This window comes from Sulfitobacter sp. S190 (genome assembly GCF_025141935.1).
Taxonomy (GTDB): Bacteria; Pseudomonadota; Alphaproteobacteria; order Rhodobacterales; family Rhodobacteraceae; genus Sulfitobacter.
In genome coordinates this window covers 938,778-958,726 of the sequence record NZ_CP081120.1, presented here as the reverse complement: position 1 = coordinate 958,726, position 19,949 = coordinate 938,778, and the positions used below count along the sequence as shown (strand labels likewise).

General features: G+C 66.6%; 15 protein-coding genes. 10 read left to right on the top strand and 5 right to left on the bottom strand.

Features of this window, described 5'->3' with window-relative positions:
* The first annotated feature begins 187 nt into the window (after positions 1-187).
* The 6 genes from K3756_RS05035 (at position 188) to K3756_RS05010 (ending at position 6,115) form a co-directional block, all read left to right on the top strand.
* On the top strand, positions 188-1,393 hold the full coding sequence (locus K3756_RS05035; RefSeq protein ID WP_259991526.1) for an FAD-binding oxidoreductase: 1,206 nt from the start codon (positions 188-190) through the stop codon (positions 1,391-1,393).
* Positions 1,394-1,435: 42 nt separating this feature from the next.
* A complete protein-coding gene (locus K3756_RS05030) occupies positions 1,436-1,882 on the top strand; it encodes a GNAT family N-acetyltransferase (protein WP_259991524.1) in 447 nt (148 codons plus the stop codon).
* 29 nt (positions 1,883-1,911) lie between these two features.
* Complete coding sequence (locus tag K3756_RS05025) at positions 1,912-2,757, top strand: NAD(P)-dependent oxidoreductase (RefSeq protein ID WP_259991521.1); 846 nt, start codon at positions 1,912-1,914, stop codon at positions 2,755-2,757.
* Between the two features lie 190 nt (positions 2,758-2,947).
* Positions 2,948-3,901: a tripartite tricarboxylate transporter substrate binding protein gene (locus K3756_RS05020; RefSeq protein ID WP_259991519.1), complete on the top strand. Its 954-nt coding sequence runs from the start codon at positions 2,948-2,950 to the stop codon at positions 3,899-3,901.
* A gap of 60 nt (positions 3,902-3,961) precedes the next feature.
* A complete protein-coding gene (locus tag K3756_RS05015) occupies positions 3,962-4,537 on the top strand; it encodes a hypothetical protein (RefSeq protein WP_259991517.1) in 576 nt (191 codons plus the stop codon).
* Positions 4,538-6,115, top strand: coding sequence for a tripartite tricarboxylate transporter permease (locus K3756_RS05010; RefSeq protein WP_259991515.1), 1,578 nt, complete (start codon positions 4,538-4,540; stop codon positions 6,113-6,115).
* On the opposite strand, the gene K3756_RS05005 is transcribed toward K3756_RS05010, so the two are convergent.
* From K3756_RS05005 to K3756_RS04985, 5 genes are all read right to left on the bottom strand, one after another.
* Positions 6,112-6,585: a MarR family winged helix-turn-helix transcriptional regulator gene (locus K3756_RS05005; protein WP_259991513.1), complete on the bottom strand. Its 474-nt coding sequence runs from the start codon at positions 6,583-6,585 to the stop codon at positions 6,112-6,114. The two genes, K3756_RS05010 and K3756_RS05005, sit on opposite strands and share 4 nt — an antisense overlap.
* 137 nt (positions 6,586-6,722) lie before the next feature.
* Positions 6,723-7,541, bottom strand: a complete 819-nt coding sequence (locus K3756_RS05000; RefSeq protein ID WP_409202421.1) for a methyltransferase family protein — start codon at positions 7,539-7,541, stop codon at positions 6,723-6,725.
* On the bottom strand, positions 7,534-8,856 hold the full coding sequence (locus K3756_RS04995; RefSeq protein ID WP_259991511.1) for an AarF/ABC1/UbiB kinase family protein: 1,323 nt from the start codon (positions 8,854-8,856) through the stop codon (positions 7,534-7,536). The genes K3756_RS05000 and K3756_RS04995 overlap by 8 nt, the downstream gene beginning before the upstream one ends.
* On the bottom strand, positions 8,853-9,071 hold the full coding sequence (locus K3756_RS04990) for a TIGR03643 family protein (RefSeq protein ID WP_259991510.1): 219 nt from the start codon (positions 9,069-9,071) through the stop codon (positions 8,853-8,855). The genes K3756_RS04995 and K3756_RS04990 overlap by 4 nt, the downstream gene beginning before the upstream one ends.
* Positions 9,072-9,074: 3 nt before the next feature.
* Positions 9,075-9,626, bottom strand: a complete 552-nt coding sequence (locus K3756_RS04985) for a CIA30 family protein (RefSeq protein ID WP_259991507.1) — start codon at positions 9,624-9,626, stop codon at positions 9,075-9,077.
* A 146-nt stretch (positions 9,627-9,772) separates the two neighbouring features.
* Between K3756_RS04985 and K3756_RS04980 the strand changes: the two genes are divergently transcribed.
* From K3756_RS04980 to K3756_RS04965, 4 genes are all read left to right on the top strand, one after another.
* Positions 9,773-10,429: an ABC transporter ATP-binding protein gene (locus K3756_RS04980; protein WP_259991505.1), complete on the top strand. Its 657-nt coding sequence runs from the start codon at positions 9,773-9,775 to the stop codon at positions 10,427-10,429.
* Entirely contained in the window at positions 10,426-12,822 is a 2,397-nt protein-coding gene (locus tag K3756_RS04975) for an ABC transporter permease (RefSeq protein WP_259991503.1), read from the top strand. Before K3756_RS04980 ends, K3756_RS04975 begins: the two co-directional genes overlap by 4 nt.
* Positions 12,812-13,864, top strand: a complete 1,053-nt coding sequence (locus K3756_RS04970) for a lipocalin-like domain-containing protein (protein WP_259991500.1) — start codon at positions 12,812-12,814, stop codon at positions 13,862-13,864. Before K3756_RS04975 ends, K3756_RS04970 begins: the two co-directional genes overlap by 11 nt.
* Before the next feature lie 199 nt (positions 13,865-14,063).
* The gene (locus K3756_RS04965; protein WP_259991498.1) at positions 14,064-19,907 is read left to right on the top strand and encodes a Hint domain-containing protein; all 5,844 of its coding nucleotides are present in this window, start codon (positions 14,064-14,066) and stop codon (positions 19,905-19,907) included.
* Positions 19,908-19,949 lie beyond the last annotated feature (42 nt).

Here is a 19,949-nt window from a genome sequence, read left to right as displayed (position 1 = left end):
GCGCGACGGCATTTATGCGCGGCAACTCTTCCCATGGGTCACAGACTGCCCGTTTCCGGCGGCTACGTCTACGTCCATTCGCGACCTTCGCGGCACTGCGCCGACACATCCGGCTGCGGCAAATCCGCGCTTGCACCAACGGCAATTTGCGGCAAAGCATGGCGCAACCGCAGACCGGAGGGACCAGATGGCAGACGCCGCCCACAGCTCTTACGATGTTGTCATCATCGGTGGCGCCATCATGGGATCGTCCGTCGCTTGGTGGCTCAGCCGCGAGCCGACCTTCGATGGCAGGATCCTCGTGATCGAACGCGATCCGTCCTATTCCTTCGCCTCCACCTCACACACCAACAGCTGCATCCGCCAGCAATTCAGCAACGCGTCGAACATCGCCGTGTCGCAGTTCGGCGCCCGCTTCATCCACAATTTCCGGGAGTACATGGGCGGTGATCCCGAAGTCCCAGATCTCACCCTGCAAAGCTACGGCTACCTGTATCTGGCCGACACACCCGCCTTCGCCCGCACGCTGGCGGAAGGGCAACGGGTTCAGGCCGGTCTCGGCGCCGCCACCCGGCACATGACCCCCGATGAGATCGCCGCCGATTATCCGTTCTACCAACTCGACGATATCGTGGCCGCCAACCACAACCGCGTCGACGAAGGCTACTTCGACGGGGGCACCATGTTCGACTGGTTCAAACGGATGGCGCGACGCGGCGGGGTCGAATACATCGCGGGCGACGTGACCGGCATCAACCGCGGCGCAAACGGCACCGGGCCCGTGCAAAGCGTCACGCTCGCCTGCGGCCAGACCATCGCCTGTGGCACGCTCGTCAACGCCACCGGGCCGCGCGCGGCGGCCACGGCGCGCATGGCGGGCCTTGATCTGCCGGTCGAGCCGCGCAAACGCTACACCTTCATCTTCGACGCCGCACAGCCGCTGGACCGCGATCTGCCGCTGACCATCGATCCCTCCGGCGTGCACATGCGCAGCGAGGGCAAATACTACCTCGCAGGGTGCCCCCCCGATGACGACCCCGCAGTGGCCTACGACGACTTCGGCTTTGACCACAGCTTGTGGGAATCGAAGGTCTGGCCCGCCATCGCCACCCGCATCCCCCAATTCGAGGCGATCAAGGTCATCAACGAATGGGTCGGGCATTACGCCTACAACACACTCGACCAGAACGCGCTTTTGGGCCGAGCACAGTCTTGCCCCAATTTCGTTTTCATCAACGGCTTTTCGGGCCACGGGCTACAGCAATCGCCCGCAATGGGGCGCGGCGTGGCCGAACTGATCACCCACGGCAGCTACCGCAGCCTCGATTTATCGGCCTTCGACGTGAACCGCGCTGCCGCCGGCCGCGTGTTCGAAGAAAAAGCGGTCATCTGACCCGCCCCGTCGCCCCTTGCAAAACCCACAAAGGAACGCCCCATGACCATCATCGTCCGCCCCGTTGACGCCGCCGACCGCACAGAATGGGAAACGCTATACCGCGCCTACGCCGCCTTTTACGAGGTCGAACAGACCGAGCAGATGCGCGCCACCGTCTGGTCTTGGCTGCACGATCCCGCGCACACCACCAACGGGCTGGTCGCGGTGGACGGGGGCGGCACGCTGGTCGGGCTGGCCCATTTCCGCCCCTTCGAGCGCCCGCTTGCCGCCGCGATGGGCGGCTTTCTCGACGATCTGTTCGTCAGCCCGCAGGCCCGCGGCTCCGGCGCGGCACAGGCCCTGATCGACGCCCTGAAAACGCGCGCCGCCGATGAGGGCTGGTCCGTGCTGCGCTGGATCACCGCGCAGGACAACTACCGCGCCCGCAGCGCCTATGACAAACTGGCCACACAAACCGCATGGGTCACCTACGACATCCAGATCTGACATCCGCTATCTACCGAAAAGGGAACATCATGAAGAAACTCGGAAAAATCGTGCTGACCGGCGCCGCGGGGCGCTTGGGCTCGTATCTGCGCGAACCGCTGGCGGCCATGTGTGACGAACTCGTCTCGACCGACATCAAGGAAACGCCCGGCACGCTCTATCCCGGCGAGCGGTACATGCAGGCCGATCTGGCGGATTTTGACGCCATGTTCGAGGTGATTGCCGGTGCCGAAATGGTGGTGCATTTCGGCGCTTTCGTCGACGAAGGCCCGTTCGAGCAGCTTCTTGGCCCAAACTTTGTCGGCTCCTACAACATCTGGGAAGCGGCCCACCGCCACGGCGTGCGCCGCATCGTCTATGCCTCGTCCATCCACGCGGTCGGCATGTATCCCAAGACCCAACGCATCGACACCGAAGTGGCCCACCGCCCCGATACATTCTACGGGCTGGCCAAGTGCTTTACCGAAGATCTGGGCCGGATGTACTGGGAAAAACGCGGCCTCGAAAGCGTGCATCTGCGCATCCTCAGCTGCGCACAGGTCAACAACGCCCGCGCGCTCGGCTCATGGCTCAGCTACGACGACCTGATCCAGCTCGTCACCCGCAGCATCGACACCCCCGTGGTCGGATGGTCGGTGATCTACGGCGTGTCCAACAATGACCGCACACCAGTCGACAATGCCAAGGCGGCGTTCCTCGGTTACCGGCCCACCGACAACGCCGAAGAATTTGCCGCACAGGTCTTGGCCGACAGCCCCCCGATGGACCCCCACGATCCCAACCACATGTGCCACGGCGGCCCCTTCGCGGGCGTCGATCTGGGCAATTCGGGCCTCGCTGGCATGAACGTGATCGACGACACCAAAAAGGACTGACACCGCCCCGCGCAGCAGGTGACCGGTCAAGCATACACGCTCCGGACGTGATCGCGCCCCCGCGCACAAGCGCGGGGTGCGCACCTGCGCGGTTTTGATGCCCCGCCCCCGCCACAAGCCTTGTGTCATCCGACATTTGCGTCATGCTGATCCCGTTCCCTCAGATGACTGGCCGGGCAAGGATCGCGTGATGAAAACAAAGCTGATGATGGCGGCTGCCACGGTTCTCGCGCTGCTCTGCGGCGGTATGGCCACCGCCAGCGACAGCTGGTCACCCGACGGCCCCATCAAGATGCTGATCGGTTTTCGCGCGGGCGGTGGGGCCGATACGCAGGCCCGCCTGATCGCGCAGGAACTGGAAAAAACACGCGGCTGGACCGTGGTCCCCGAAAACATAACCGGTCAGGGCGGGATCAACGCGCTCAACGCACTCGCGGATGAACCGGCGGACGGGACGGCGCTGGCGCTCGTGGTGACTGAATCGCTGGGCTATAATCTCGCCGCAGCACCCGGATCGAACCTCTCGCCCGATGATTTCACCCCGCTGACCACCACCGCCGGCCTGCAACTGGGCGTGGTCGCCACCACCCGCTCCGGCTTCGACAGCTTTGCCGATCTGGTGGCCGCGGCACAGGCAGGCGAGCCCATCCGCTTTGGCGCGATGAGCCCGAAGCTCGCCGATCTCGCCTATCTGCTGGGGCAGGCCCACGGGGTGCAGTTCAACACCGTGATGATGAAGGGCGGCAAGGGCGTGATGAATGCCCTCAACGCCGGTGATATCGACGTGGGCTGGGTCGCGGGCCTGCAAACCCGCGCGGTCGAAGCGGGCGATATGGTCAATCTGGTGTCGGGCCTGTCGACACCGCTGCGCATGTCGCCCGACGCGCCTACGCTGGCGCAACTGGGCGTGCCCTATAACGCGGACGGCTATTTTGTGGTGATCGCACCCGCCGGTCTGTCCCGCGATGCCCGTGCCGCGCTGACCGATGCCGTGTCCAGCGTCGTGGGCGATCCGCAAACGGCGGTGGGCGGGTTGATCGTCAAAACCTTCGGCGGCGCGGCACTGCTCGACGGCGCCCGGCTCGAAGCGCTGATCCGCAACGGATACGACACGGCCACACCGCTGATGCAAAGCCGCAACTGACCTGACACCGCGGGGGGCACTGCCGCCCGCGCACCGCACAATCCTGGGGGGGATACCGCAGTGAAAAGACCACGCAAGGCTGCGCATCTGTCGCTGCCCGATGCCGCGCTGGCGCTTCTGGCCATCGTCGGCGGTGGGCTGATGGCCGTGGCTTGGATCCCGGCCGGAACCGCGACGGGGCTGGTCGATATCGTGCGCGGGCAACGCGCGATCGGGGATGCGCTCGCCCCTACGGTCGCGGCGCTGCTCATTGCCATCGGCGGTGTGCTGCTGGCCATCGAAGGCACCGCCCGCCGCGATCCCATGCATCTGACACGGGCGAATGTCATGTTTGTGGCGCGGCTGGCGGGCGCGCTTGTCCTCGCCATGCTGCTCATGCGCCATGGGGGGCCGCTTGCCTACGATCTCTTGGGCCCTGGCACCGGCAGCTTCCGCGCCCGCAGGCTCGATGCGCCCTGGGCCTATATCGGGATCGGCACGGGCGGCACCTTCCTGATCTGTGCGCTGGCGCTGCTGGCGGGCCAACGCCCGGGCTGGCGCATGCTGGCGGTCGCGGTTCTTGGCACCGCAACGCTCGCGGCCCTGTTCGGCCTGCCGTTCGCGCAATTGCAACTCCCCCCCGCCGGAGACCTCTAGATGGCAATGCTCGACCACCTTCTGGCCGGTATCGCCGCCGTGCTGGGCGGGCCCGACCTGATGCCCGCAATCGGTTTGGGCATCTCTTCGAGCGTGATCATGGTTGCTGCGGGGTTCCTCATCGGCATCGTCGCAGGCAGCGTGCCGGGGTTGGCCGGCCCCGCGGTCATGGCGATTTCGCTGCCCATACTGATCACGGTGTTCGGCTACACGGATGCGGCGCTGCTGCCGGTGCTGGGCTTTCTGATCGGGGTGATGAAGGGGGCCACCGTCGGCGGGGCCGTGCCCGCGATCCTGTTCAACACACCGGGCACGCCCGATGCCTACCTGACCGCGCGCGACGGCTATCCCATGGCGCGGCGCGGCGATGCGGGCACCGCCCTGCGGGTGGCGCATTTCTCTTCGGCCTGCGGGGATACCTTCTCCGATGTGGTGCTGATCGTGACGGCCCCGTTCCTCGCCCTCGCGGTGGAACGGCTGCTGGACCTGCCGGAAAAGACGGCACTGTTGCTGTTGTCGCTGGCCTTTATCGGGGCGGTGGTCGGGCGCTCGGCGGCCAAGGGGATCATCGCGGTCGGGCTTGGCCTGCTGGCCGCCAGCATCGGCACGGGCGACGCGCTCGACGGGCGGTTGGCGATGGGCAATTCCGTGCTGGCGCAGGGGCTGCCGCTGACCACCGTGCTGCTGGGCGTGCTGGTGCTGGGCGAAGTGTTCCACGGGCTCGAACAGGCCCGCAGCCATGCCGCCGACCCGCCGCCGCGCCGGATCGCGGGCAAATCCGGCCGCCTTGGCGCGGCGCTCAGGGCGCGGATCATGCCGCATATCGCCCGCTCTGCGCTGATCGGCACGGGCATCGGTGCACTGCCGGGGATCGGATCGACGCTGGCCGCGACGCTGGGCTATGACGTGGCGCGCAAACGGCACGCGCGTCAGACATCGCTCTCGGTCACCGCCTTTGGCCGCGGCGCACCCGAAGGGGTCGCCGCCACCGAGGCGGCCAATTCCTCCGTCGCAGGGGCCAACCTCATCCCAGTGCTGTCGCTGGGCATTCCGGGCAATGCCGCGGCGGTGTTCCTGATCCTCGCGGCCGATTCCATCGGCAGCTTCACCCCCGGCCCCGGCGTGTTTGCGCTGCCTGGCACCGGCCTCAACCCCGAACTGGTGACTGTCTTTGGCATCTTCACCCTGATGATGCTGGCCAATCTCATGAACTGGACCATCGGCGGTGTCTTCATGCGCAGCGTGGCGCCCCTGGGGCGGCTGCCGCGCGGGTATCTGCTGCCGGTGGTGACGCTGCTGACGCTGCTGGCAGTCTATGCCGATACGCCCCGCATGTGGGCCATCGGGCTGGCAATCGGCTTTGGTGTGGCGGGCTGGGCGATGCGGCGGATCGGCATGTCGCCCCTGCCCTTCATCATCGCATTCCTGCTGGGGCCGCGCCTCGAAGAAACCGCGCGGCAGGCATTCTCTGCCAGCGGTGGCGACCCGCTGTTCCTGCTCAAATCGCCCGTGGCGGTGGTGCTCTTGGCGCTGGCGCTCGCGGTCGTGGTGCGCCAGATCGCGGCGCGGCGGCGCTAATCGAGCGGATCGCGCCGTTCCGCTGCCCGATCGATCCGGCCCAGCACGTCAAGAAACTGCGCCAGTTCCTCCTGCGAAATTTCTGCGGTCAGCATGGCCTGACGCGCCAGGGCGCGCGGCAGCATCGCCTCGACGATCGCGCGGCCCTCGTCGGCAATGCTCAGGATCTGCTGGCGGCTGTCGATCTCGTCGGTACGGCTGTTGACCAGCGCCCGCTTCACCAGACCGGTGATCTTGCGGCTCAACTGGCCCTTGTCCATCTGCAACAGCCGCGCCAGCTGGGACATGGTCGTGTCGCCCATCGCCTCGAGCAGCCGCAGCACCCGCCAATCCACCAGACTGATGTCGGAGTGGGTTTTGAGGTAATGCGTGATCTGTGCGTTCAGCTTGTTCTGCGTGCGGGCCAGACGGAACGTCACAAAGGACGTCAGCCTCTCGGCGATCCGGTCCGTGTCGTCGCTATGGTCCATCAACCGCTACCCATCACTGATCATTGATCTGTCAAACAGTCAGATACCTGCGGGCGATCCCATGCGTCAACCCGCAACCTGAACTTGTGTAGCAACGCAATCCGGAAACGCAAAGCAACCGTGCGGATGACCTTGCGTCAGGTCTGCCCGTCCGGTCCGCGCGGCCTGCGATGCGGCACCATATAGGGCACACGGTCGCGGTATGCCTCGAACTGCGCGCCATACATCTTGGCAAACCTGCGCTCCTTGCGGTGCGGGGCCATCACGCAATAGGCGCTCAGGATCAGCGCCAGCATCAACTGGTCCGGCGTCCACACCGGCACCGTCCAGAGCGTCAGCGCAAAACTCAGATAGATCGGCTGCCGGATATAGCGGAACAGACCCCGCGTCGGCATCCCGGGAAATTCCGGTTTGCGCCCCTGCGCCATCGACATCCAGCCCAGCGCACCCGATTGCACCTCGGCCCCGGCATCGAAACTGGCCCACATCAACAACAGGTATGACCCCGCATAGGCCGCCGTCACCACCCAGAACGCCGCCCCCTCGGCCCGCCACCAGACGATGCCGCTCGGCGTCCACAGCGTGAACAGCGCCAGCAACTGCACCGAGGCGACCAACGCAAATGTCGTGGTGCCAAGCGTGCGGGCATGGCGCTCGGGCGCCAGCAGCCCCAGCACCCACCGTCCCTTGGGGCTCAGCAGCAGTGAATGTACCACCGGGAACTGCACGATCAGCAACAGGTTCGCGGCCCACGCCCACGGCTGCGGCACGCGCCCGAAACTCTCGCTCATTCCGAAGAACATGGCGACGATCATCGCCCCCACCGCCAGCGCGAACAGCGCATGGCACGCCACGCCATAGACAAGCGCCAGCGCGAAACGGCCGTTGAACTTGGGCGCGCGCACCACGCCCCACACCAGATCGAACAGCCGTCGCGCCGGGGAAACCTCAGCCACCGATCGCCTCCGCGCACATCTGCGCCAGCGGCAACCGCGCCCGCAGCCGCGCCCCCAACAGGAACATGCCGCCGAACTTGCGCTGCGCGAACAGCACGTCGATGGGCACCACTGGCGGGATGAACCCGTCACGCGCCAGCGCCTCGCCCTCTGCCTGCATGCGGCGCGACAGCGTCTCATCGGTAAAGTCGAACAGCGGCACGCGCAACGCCTCGAACACATGACGCATCATCGCCATGATCCGCGTGACGTGCCGCGGTGCCACGTCCGCGGTGATGAACCCGATGGCCCGCGCGGCCGCCTCCATGGCAGGGCCATCATCGGCCAGCCCTGCGCGCATCAACGCTCCGTACTGCGCCACGACCTGCGGATCGAGCGGACGCGTGGCCCCGAAATCCAGAAGCACGATGTCCTTGCTGTGCGGCTCGAAGCGGTAGTTGGCGAAATTCGGATCGGTCTGCATCAGGCCGAACTCGAACAGCTCGCGCAGGGTCAGTCGCATGAGCCGCGCCGCCACGTCATCGCGGTCGGCCTGATCCAGATGGGCTACCTCCTCGATCGGCACGCTGTCGATAAAATCCATCGCGAGGATCTGCCCGGTGCTCAGCGCATCGTGAACCTGCGGCACCACAAACCCCGCAGTGCCCTGAAGCAAACTGCCAAAGCGGCGCATCTGTTCGGCCTCGCGCAGGTAATCGGTCTCCTCGTGCAGCTGTGCCGCCGCATCCGCGAGGTAGGGATCAAGCGCGAACCCCTGCGGCAGCAGCCCCGACATGCGGATCAACGCCCCCACATTTGCCACATCGCTGTCGATGCTGCGGGCGACACCGGGGTACTGCACCTTGATGGCCAGCGTGCGGCCGTCCTTCAGCCGCGCCCGGTGCACCTGCCCGATGGACGCCGCCGCAATCGGGCGAACGTCGAACTGCGCAAAGTCACGCAGCCATCCCGCGTGCCAATTGGCCGCCAGCACTTTCTTGAGCTGGGCAGGCGGCATGAAATCCGCATCCTCGCGCACCCGCGCCATGATCTGCGCCAACTCCGGCGGCAACACGTCGCCGGTATCCATCGACACGAGCTGTCCGATCTTCATCGCCGCGCCGCGCATCTGCGACAACTGGCGCGCCACGCGGTTCACATTGCCGGGCGTCAGCATCAGATCACGCCAGTTTGGGCGTTGCCCCCGCCCCAGCTGTGCCACTCCGCCCAGCGCCATGTTGCCCGCAACACCCGCCGTCATCGACCCCATCCGCGCCAGACGCGACAGGCGACCACTGGGCACGGCACGGCCCTGTGCACGGCGCGCGTCACTCATTTGTACTGCGCCCGGCGGTCGCCAAAGGCGCGCACGCGTTTGCGCCATGTCCGGTAACTTGACGGCTTGAGCTGCGCGCGCATCAACGCCTTCACCTCTTTTTCGCGCAGACCGTATTCCGCCTCGATCGCGGCAAAACTCACGTGATCGCTCAGCGCCATCTGCACGATGTCGCTGATGTGGTGATCGGCCAGATGTCGGGGCGCCTGCGTCATGCTCTAGCGGTAGAACCGGATGCCGGACACCGCGATATCGGCGCGCATCTCCTCACCGATGGCCAGCACCCCGATCCGACGCAGCCGCGCCGTATCGAGCGGCACATCCGTCTTGTGCGGCTCGAACGCCGCGAACGGAATGCGCACGCTCGCCCACTCGCCGGGCACCTCCAGATCGGCCCGGTAGGAATGCCACGGGCGGCGCAGCTCGTCGGTGCGCAGGCGGATGTCATAGGCATCGCCCTCGCCCGTCAGGTCAATTTCGATCCCCGTCCAGTCGCTGGCATCGAAGGTACCGCCCTGCGCCAGATCAAACGCCATCTGGATAAAGCCGCCGTTGTTGTCCAGCGACACATCACCGGTCAGCCGCGTGGCCATCCGGCCCTGCACCCGCGTCTCTTCGATGCCCCCGCGTGATACGCCACCCATCACGGTATCGGCCACGTATTCCCACTGCGGCACCAGCTCCTGCACCCGTTCCTGCGCGGTCGCCATACCGCCGCCCATCGCAAGCACGAGGGCCGCTGTTCCGGGAAGTTTCTTGATGTCTCGCATGTCGCAGGCTCCTTGTGGCGCGGTCCTTACGGGACATAGCCGCCCCGCGCGCCGCGACCAGTAAGCCGCGACATATCGCGCCGCCCTGCGCACCGGCTTTCCTTTGGGCGCGGATGCAATAGGTTCGCGTAACAAAGGAAACCACCATGCTTCTCGACGTCCGCAATCTGGAAAAAACCTTCGCCGGGGCCGAGGGCGACGTGCCCGTGCTGCGCGGCATCGACATGTCGCTTGGTGCCGGTGACACACTGGCCCTCACCGGCGAAAGCGGGTCGGGCAAAAGCACCCTGCTGCATCTGGTGGGCGGGCTCGACGTGATTGACCGCGGTGATGTGGTGCTCGATGGCCAGTCGCTCGCGGGTCTGGGCGACAGCGCCCGCGCAGCGCTCAGGCGCGATACCGTCGGGATCATCTTTCAACAGTTCAACCTGATCCCGTCGCTTGACGTGGCGGCCAACATCGCGTTTCAGGCGCGGCTCGCCGGGCGGCACGATCCGGCGCATGACCGACGGCTCGCCGACACGTTGGGCCTGTCGGCCCAGATGCGCAAATACCCCGAACAGCTTTCGGGCGGGCAGCAACAGCGCGTGGCGATTGCCCGCACGCTTGCCGCGCGGCCCAAGCTCATCCTTGCCGATGAACCCACCGGCAATCTTGACGAGGCAACCGCCGCGGATGTCATGGACCAGATGCTGGCGCTGGTCACGCAGACCGGCGCCGCGCTCATGATGGTGACGCACTCGCCCGTGCTGGCCGCGCGCATGAACCGCCAGCTTCACCTCAGCCAGGGACGGCTTGCGTGACGCGCGCGGCACTCGCGGCGCTCTGGTCGCACTGGCGGCGCGCGCCGGTGCAGCTGTTTACGCTGGTGGCGGGGCTGGCGCTGGCCACGGCCCTGTGGTCGGGCGTGCAGGCCATCAATGCCGAAGCCCGCGCCAGCTATGACGCCGCCGCCGCCACGCTGGGCGACGGCCAATACGACCAGCTGGTCGCGCGTGACGGCTCCACCATCCCCGACACGACATTCGCAAAACTGCGACGCGCCGGATGGCTCGTGGCCCCGGTGGTCGAAGGCCGCCTGTCCGCCGATCGCGGTGGCGTGCGGCTCATCGGGCTCGATCCGCTCAGCGCGCCGGGCGGCGTGGGTCCAATGGGCAACGACGGCTTCGATCTGCCCGGATTTCTCGAACGCCCGCCGCTCTTTGCCAATGCACAAACCGCGGAACGGCTGGCCGGGAAGGTCGAAAACCGCATTCTCGTCGATCCCGACATCGCCCCCGACACCGCCATCACCGACATCGCCGCCGCACAGGTGCTGCTGGGCCAACAAGGCCAGCTGACCCGCTTTATCGTGACCGGCACCGACGCCACATCCCGCCCGCCGCTGGACCGTGTCGCCCCCGGCCTCGCCGTGCGGCCCGCGCAGGGCGGCAGTGACGTCGGCCGGCTCACCGACAGCTTCCATCTCAATCTCACCGCCTTTGGCCTGCTGAGCTTTGCCGTGGGTATTTTCATCGTGCACGGGGCCATCGGGCTCGCCTTCGAACAACGCCGTGCGATGGTGCGGACCCTGCGGGCGCTCGGCATGCCGCTGGGGCGACTGATTGTGCTGATGGGGGCCGAGCTCTTTGCCCTGTCGCTGATCGGTGGCGGCAGCGGCGTGGTGCTGGGCTATCTGGTGGCCGCGACGCTGCTGCCCGATGTGGCCGCAACCCTCAAGGGGCTCTACGGCGCGGATGTCGCAGGCACGCTGCAACTGCGCCCTGCGTGGTTCCTGTCGGGGCTGGGCATTTCGGTGCTGGGCACGGGCGTTGCGGCCACGGGCGCGCTGATCGGGATCGCGCGCATGCCCCTGCTGGCCAGCGCCCAACCGCGGGCGTGGTCGCGGGCGCGCGGGCTGGCGCGGCGGGCGCAGATGACGGTGGCCATCGCACTGCTGGCGGCGGCGGCGGGGCTGGCGGTGTGGGGCCAGGGGCTGATCGCGGGCTTTGCCTTGCTGGGGTGTCTGCTGATCGGCGCGGCGCTGGCCTTTCCCTTTGCGCTCGACCTCGCGCTGCGGGCGGGTCAATCGCGGGCCACAGGCGTCACCGCGCAATGGTTCTGGGCCGACACCCGCCAACAGCTGCCGGGCCTCAGCCTCGCGCTCATGGCGCTGCTGCTGGCGATGGCGGCAAATGTCGGCGTGTCGACAATGGTGTCGAGCTTTCGGCTGACCTTTGTGGGCTTTCTCGATCAACGGCTGGCCTCCGAACTCTATGTCAGCACCGACAGCCCCGCACAGGCCCGCGCGCTGGAGGATTTCGCCGCGACCAACGCCCGCGAAACGCTGCCGCTGTTGCAGGTGGAGCGGACACTGGCGGGGCTGCCTGCCGAACTCTACGGCGCACGGATCGGCCCGACCTACCGCGAAAACTGGGCCCTGCTGGACGCAGCACCACAGGTCTGGGACCGCGTGGCATCGGGGGAGGGCGCGCTGATCAACGAACAACTGGCGCGCCGGGCCGGGCTGTGGATCGGCGACAGCATTGAAATCGGGCCCGGTCTGGCCCTGCCCATCGGCGGCATCTTCGGCGACTACGGCAACCCCATCGGGCAGGCGATCATCGCCGAGGATCTCTTTCGTACGCTGCACCCCGACGTGACCGCCCTGCGCTTCGGGCTGCGCAGCGATACCCCCGACAGGCTGCGCGCGGGGCTGCGCGAGACCGTGGGGCTGGACGACGGGCAAATCACCGATCAAGCCCAGATCAAGGCGTTCTCGCTGGGGGTGTTCGAACGCACCTTTACCGTGACCGGGGCGCTGAACGTGCTGACGCTGGCTGTCGCGGGCTTCGCCATCTTCATGAGCCTGCTGACACTGGCCGCCATGCGCGTGCCGCAACTCGCCCCGGCCTGGGCGCTCGGACTGACGCGGCGCAAACTGGGGCGGCTCGAACTGATCCGTGCCGTGGTGCTTGCCGTGCTCACGGCTCTCGTGGCGCTGCCGCTGGGGCTGGCGCTGGCGTGGGTGCTGCTGGCCATCGTCAACGTCGAGGCCTTCGGCTGGCAACTGCCGATGTTCCTCTTTCCGGCGCAATATTTGCGGTTGGGCGCCTTCGCGCTGCTGGCCGCCCTGATCGCCGCCGCCCTGCCCGCGTGGCGGCTGTCGCGGACCCCGCCCAGCGCCCTTTTGAAAGTGTTTGCCAATGAACGCTAGACCTCTCCTGATCGCCTGTCTCATGCTCTTGGCGATGCCGCTGACCGCGCTGGCGCAGGGCTTTGGCGGGCTTGGCACCGATGCCGAAGGCTTTGCCGTGCCCGCCCCCGATCCGCAGTTCGACTTCCCCGCCGATCACGGGCCCCACCCGGATTACCGCATCGAATGGTGGTATCTGACCGCCAACATGACCGGCCCCGACGGCACCCCCTACGGCCTGCAATGGACGCTGTTCCGCTCGGCGCTGGCCCCGGGCGACAGCGGCGGCTGGTCCAGCCCGCAGGTCTGGTTCGCCCATGCCGCCGTCACCACCCCCGACGCACATCACGTGGCCGAAAGGTTCGGACGCGGCGGTATGGGTGTGGCCGGCGTCACCGCCGATCCGTTCGAGGCCTGGATCGACGAATGGCGCATGGCGGGTCCCGATTTCGACCAGCTCGCCGTGCGCGCCACCGGCCCCGATTTCAGCTACACCGTCGATCTGCGCGCCCGTGGGCCGCTCGTGTTTCACGGGCAGGACGGCTATTCGGTGAAATCCGCACAGGGACAGGCCAGCTACTACTATTCCCAACCGTTTTTCGACCTGACCGGCACGCTGTCATTGCCTGACGGGCCCGTCGAGGTCACAGGCACCGCGTGGCTCGACCGCGAATGGTCCTCCCAGCCGCTCGCCTCGGACCAGACCGGCTGGGACTGGTTCTCGCTCTCCTTTTCCGACCGGACCAAGCTGATGGGCTTTCGCCTGCGTCAGGCCGACGGCAGCTACTACACCTCCGCCACCTGGATTGAGCCGGACGGCACGACCACACCGCTGCCCGATGGCGCGTTCGACGCCGCGCCGCAGGCAACCACCGCCATCGGCCCGCGCGATGTTCCCACCACATGGTCCGTCCGCCTGCCCGAAAAGGACGTGGACATCACCGTCGCGGCGATCAATCCGGCGGCGTGGATGGATGTGTCGCTGCCCTATTGGGAAGGGCCGGTCCGCGTCTCGGGCAGCCACACAGGTGTCGGTTATCTGGAGATGACAGGCTACGAATGACCACTGCCCGCCCCGTCGGATCCGCGAAAAATACGACATAAACATCCCGCAAAACGGGTACTTAGACCACAAAACTTCCTCAATCTCTCCCTAATGCGCCTCTGGAATCGCCCAAAGGCGCCACATTTCGCCCCTATTTCTGATCTCGAAACAATCGCCCGCGCGACCACAGAATGTCGCCGGGAGCGAGGGGCAGAAGATGGCACAGATCACCTATTGGGGTTTTGACGACACCACCGCGCGCGACACATCCGCCGCGAACGGGGCCCAGGACGGCACGCTCCAGAACGGCGCCACGACCAGCGGCGGACGCCTGCAGCTTGATGGTGCAAACGACTATGTCGAGGTGGCCGCCGATCCGGTGTTCCAGCTCGACACCGGCACGCTGATCACCGAATTCACCGCCGATACGCTGCACAACGGCACGATCTTCGCGCGCGACAGCCTCAACAACGACGACGGCGGCCATTTCTATCTGCGGGTGCGTGCCGACGGCTCTGTCGACACCCGTGCGCAATCGGCCACCACGAACTACAGCCAGACCACCGGCGCGGGGTTCTACGCGGCGGGCGACGATCTGCGCGTCACCTACAGCTGGAACGCCGGCACGGGCGGCACCTTCACCGTCGAAAACCTCACGCAGGCCACCAGCTTTACGCAAGCGGTCGATCCCGCCGTGACCTTCGATCAGGGCAGCTTCAACGAACCGATCACCATCGGGGCGAACCAGAACCAGTCGAGCGACAACACCGCCGACAATCTGCAGGACTACTTCGACGGCAGCATCGACTACGTCTCGCTTTTCGACAGCCCCGAAACCTTTGCAAGCTCCGGTCTGGACGGGGACGGCATCGTCACGGGCACCTCCGGCGCCGACGCGATCGACAGCGGCTATCTGGGCGATCCGGACGGCGAACGCGTCGATGCGGGCGACGGTATCTATGGCACCACCGGCGATCAGGACATCATTCTGGGCCGCGGGGGCGACGACACCATCACCGCCGGTGCGGCAAACGACACCATCAACGCGGGCATGGACAACGACAGCGTGTCGGGCGGTGACGGCGACGATGTGATCTTTGGCGACGTCGCCGTCGACGGCCCCCTTGGCGCCAACGTCACGCCGCTGCAACTGGACATCGCGAACCTGCGGGCGGGCTCGCAAACGGCCGATCCCGATTCCGCTGTCGAAGGCGAAAGCGTCATCTACGACAACGTCGCCTTTCTCGACGATGGCACACCGGTGTCCGCCATTGTCACCCTCGTTAGCCGCACCAACGCCGATCTGGCCGTCGATCTGACCGGTCTGGCGGGCGCGGAACTGATCACCAACCGCACCAACAACGCCGCGATGGAAGGCGAAAGCGCGACCTTCACGGTTGATTTCATCGACGCGGCCACCGGCGCGCCGCTGGTGCTGTCGGGGCGCGCCACATGGGGCGACATCGACGAAGCGGTCGGCGGCGCCGAAGCGATCACCATCAGCGAAGAGACCTTTGTCGGCTACGAAATCGGCGAACCGAACCAGCTCGACCTCAGCACCGCCAACGGCGACGTGACAGCAACCGGCGCATCGGGCGGCGTGAACCTCAACCCCTCGGACCAAACCGCCTGGTTCACCGGCATCTTCGAAAACCAAAGCAGCATCACCTTCACCGCCACCAGCCGCGGCGCGAACTCGGGCTTTTCGCTCAACGGCGATGTGATCGACAACCCCACCACCACCCTGTTCGCGCAGGGCGACGATACGCTGATGGGCGACGCGGGCGATGACCTGATCTTCGGCAACGACGGCGATGACGTGATCGACGGCGGCACCGGCAATGACACCGGTTCGGGCGGCGCGGGCGGCGATACCCTGCGCGGCGGCGATGGCGCCGACAGCCTGTCGGGCGACGCGGGCAACGATGTGCTCATCGGCAACGACGACATCACCGGCCGCGCCGCCGGGGCGGCGGACCCGTCGCTGGGCGATGTGCTGGCGGGCGGCACCGGCAACGACACGATATTCGCCAACGGCTCGGACACGGTCGATGGCGGCGAAGACACCGACGGCAGCGATATCGACGTGCTCAACGTCGCCGACGTGGCATCGGTGCAATACACCGACAGCGCGGGCAATCCGGTCACCGGCCCCACCGAACAGGGCACCGTGACCTTCAACGATGGCTCCACGCTGGACTTCACCAACATCGAAACGCTTACCGTCAATCCGCGCGACGGATACGTCGAAGGCACCGGCGGCGACGATGTGATCGACACCGGCTACACCGGCGATCCGGATGGCGACGACATCGACGCAGGCGATGCGATCTTTCTGGGCGATGCGCCCGATGATGACATCGTGCTGGCGGGCGGCGGCGACGATACCGTGGCATCGGGGGCGGGCAATGACACCGTCTATGGCGACAACAGCGTCGCGGCGGCCAATCCCGACGGGTCGGGCGGCAACGCGGCCCTCGATCCGTGGGTCTATGAATACTACGATCTCGACCCCACAGGCGATCCGCGCACCCTTGCCGACGCGGGCTTTACCGCCAACGGCGGGCGCGACAACACCAACACGCTGACCACCACCGGCAACAGCGACACGATCCTGCCTGCCGACTACGACACGGGCGACGACTACGCCCTGAAATTCACCACCGAGCTGATCATCGATCAGGGCGGCACCTATACCTTCGAAACCGCCTCCGACGATGGCTCGCAGCTGTTCATCGACGGGCAGCTTGTGGTCGACAACGATGGCCACCACGCCGTCATCACACAAACCGGATCAATCGATCTGGGCCCCGGACCGCATACCGTCGAAATCGTGTTTTACGAAAACGACGGCGGCAATTTCCTGTCCAGCAACATCGCGGGGCCGGACACTGGCGGCGTCACAACCGACCTCGAAGACTACCCCGCCCTGCTCAACCCCACCGAAAACACCGGCAGCGGCGACGATGTGCTGGACGGCGGCGCGGGCGACGATCTGGTGTACGGTCAGGGCGGCGACGACCGGCTGGTGCTGTCACCGGGCTTTGGCAACGACACGCTGGTGGGCGGCGAAACCGGCGAAACCGACGGCGACACCCTCGATGCGGGCGCGCTGAACGCCGACGCCGTCGTCACCTTCACCGCCAATGAAACCGGCACCGCAACATCGAACGGCGACACCGCAACCTTCAGCGAGATCGAACAGATCGTCACCGGCACCGGCGACGACACCGTCACCGCAAATGTCACCAGCGATGGGATCGTGGCGCAAACGGGGGCCGGCACCGACAGCGTATCGGGCGGCACCGGCGACGATGTGGTCGACAGCGGCGCGGACAATGACCGTGTCATCACCCGCGCGGGCGAAGATTACGTCGAAGCAGGCGCGGGCGACGACTTTGTCAACGCGGGCGGCAACAACGACACCGTGCTGGGCGGCGACGGCAACGACACGCTCTCGGGCGGCGGCGGGGCCGACACGCTTTACGGCGGCGACGGTGCGGACCGTGTGCTGGGTGGCGGCGGCAGCGATGTGCTGACCGGCGGCGGGCCTGCGTCGGTCGAATTCAACACCACCGGCACCGACGGTCTGGCCAATGCCGGCCCCATTACCGACTTTCCTACCGATGCCCTCAGCTTCGAAATCCGCTTCAGCGCCGAGGCCGATACCGCAAACGGCTCCACGCTCGTGTCCTACGCCACACCGGGCAGCAACAACGAATTTCTGGTCATCGTGCAAGGCACGACCGTCGACGTATTTGTCAACGGATCGGTCTATGACACCGGCATCCCCGCCAGCGATCTATACGACGGCACCTCCCACAGCTTCGGCGTCACCTGGGACAGCGCGACCGGCACACTGGTCACCTACGTCGACGGTGTCGTGCGCGACACCGGCACCGTCGCGGCGGGCCAGACGCTCGAAAAGGGCGGCACGCTGGTCTTTGGTCAGGAACAGGACAGCGTCGGCGGCGGCTTCAACACCAACCAGATTTTCGAGGGCCGGATCGAAGAGGCCCGCCTGTGGGACGATGTGCGCACCCCCGACGAAATCGCCACATTCGAGGGCGACACGCTGGGCACCGAGATCGCCAATCCCAATCTGGTATCCGACTGGCTGCCCGGCGCGGACGGCGCATCGCTCGACGATCTGGCAGGCCCCTATGACGCCCCCCTGACCGGGAACGCATTCGTCGCCGAAAACCCCGCCGACGGCAATGACACCCTCATCGGGGGCAACGGCGCCGATACCGTTCTGGGCGACGGCGGCGACGACACGATCGTGCTCAACGACACCCACGGCAACGACAGCCTGCGCGGCGGCGAAACCGGCGAAACCGACGGCGACGTGGTCGATGCCACCGCGATGACCGTCGACGCCACCGTCACCTTCAGCGCCAACGAAGCTGGCAATCTCGCCAGCACCGGCGGCACCGCAACCTTCGCGGAAATCGAACGCTTCAAGCTGGGCAGCGGCGACGACACAGTCGACGCCAGCGTCACATCGCAAGGCGTGAACGTCCTCGCAGGGGGCGGCAACGACAGCTTGCAAGGCGGCAGCGGCGACGACACGCTGGCCGGTGACAGCGGTGACGACGCCTTCGTTCTTGCGAACGGGCACGGCGCCGACAGCCTGACCGGCGGCGAAGACGGCGAGCTTTCGGGCGATCTTCTCGATGCGATGGGTGTCACCGCCGACGCCGCGCTGTTTTTCTCGGGCAATGAAACCGGTACGTTCGCGTCCGGCGGCGATACGGCCGAATTTGCCGAAATCGAACGGGTCGATCTGGGCAGCGGCGATGACACCACCGACGCCACTGCGACCACGCAAGGGGTCGATGTCTCCGCGGGCGGCGGCGACGACACGCTTGCGGGCGGCACCGGCGCAGATACCCTCGACGGGGACGCGGGCGACGATACCTTCACTCTCGGCGACACCTTCGGCGACGACAGCCTGACGGGCGGCGAAACCGGCGAAACCACCGGTGACACGCTGGACGCCTCCGGCATGACGCAAGATGCGGTGTTGGACTTCGACGGCGACGAAAACGGCACGATTTCCGCCTCGGGCGACAGCGCAACATTTACCGAAATCGAACAATTCACGCTGGGCGGCGGCGATGACGTGGTCGATGCCACCGCAACCTCCGCCGGCGTCAACGTCGATGCCGGCGCGGGCAGCGACACGCTCGCCTCCGGTGCCGGTGCCGATACGCTGGCGGGCGGCGATGACGCCGATACCTTCACCTTCACAGATGGCAGCGCCGCTGCGGGGGACGTGATCGATGGCGGCACCGGCGGCGATGACAACGACACGCTCGACCTGACCGGCACGCTGGCCCCGGGCGAAACCTATCTGCTCATCGAAGACGGCCCCGACAGCGATGGCAACGGCACCGACGGGCGGGTCGAATACTACGACGCCACCGGCGTGCTGACCGGCACATTGACCTTTTCGAACATCGAAAACATCGTGCCGTGTTTCACCACCGGCACCCGCATCGCCACCCCCCGCGGTGGGCTGCCCGTCGAAGACCTGCGCGTCGGTGACATGGTAAAAACCCGCGACGGGGGCCTGCAGGCCATCCGCTGGATCGGGCGCAAGCTCCTGTCCGCCGACGCGCTGCGGGCCAATCCGCACCTGCGCCCGATCCGTGTGGCCAAGGGCGCGCTCGGCCCCAACTGCCCCACCCGTGATCTGATCGTCAGCCCACAGCACCGCTTTCTGGTCGACAACGTGCAGGTCCAGCTGAACTTCGGTGAAAGCGAAATGCTCGTCGCCGCGAAACACATGCTGGATCTGCCCGGCGTCGACATCGCCGGGAACGCCGATGTGACCTATTTCCACATCATGTTCGACGACCACCAGATCGTGCTGTCCGAAGGCGCGTGGACCGAGAGCTTCCAGCCCGGCGCGCAGACCCTGCCCGGTCTCGACGACGGCCCCCGCGCCGAACTCGAAACGCTTTTCCCCGACCTCTTCTCCGACCAACCCGCCCCCTACCCCGCGGCCCGCGCAACCCTGCGCAGCTTCGAGGCAAAACTCGCGCTGTGCGCCTGATCCCGCCGAAAGTTTGACACGCCCGCGGAAAAACAGTCAGGT